This is a genomic window from Vogesella mureinivorans (assembly GCF_007644035.1).
Lineage (GTDB): Bacteria > Pseudomonadota > Gammaproteobacteria > Burkholderiales > Chromobacteriaceae > Vogesella > Vogesella mureinivorans.
Genome location: NZ_VMTV02001044.1, coordinates 1 through 303, shown reverse-complemented (window position 1 = coordinate 303; position 303 = coordinate 1). Strand labels below are relative to the sequence as shown.

Below are 303 nucleotides of genomic sequence, written 5' to 3'. Positions count from 1 at the left end.
GCGGGCTCGATGCGGACATGCCGCGCACGCCTGGTCGTGATGTGGACTACGCCGAGGCTTCCGCCCCATTCGCGGACGCGGTCGTGCCGGTGGTCTGGCGCGAGAGCAATGAGCCCAGCTACCTGCTCTACACCTCGGGCACCACCGGCAAGCCCAAGGGCGTACAGCGCGACACCGGGGGCTATGCGGTGGCGCTGGCCCTGTCCATGCGCACCGTCTTCGACGTCGGTCCGGGCCAGGTGATGTTCTCGACCTCGGACGTTGGCTGGGTGGTGGGCCATTCCTACATCGTTTACGGGCCGC

Annotated in this window: 1 protein-coding gene; it reads left to right on the top strand. The window is 68.3% G+C overall.

The genetic code is table 11. The features are described from left to right. On the top strand, positions 1–303 hold a 303-nt coding region (locus FLQ44_RS22670), incomplete at both ends, for an AMP-binding protein (RefSeq protein ID WP_147696162.1).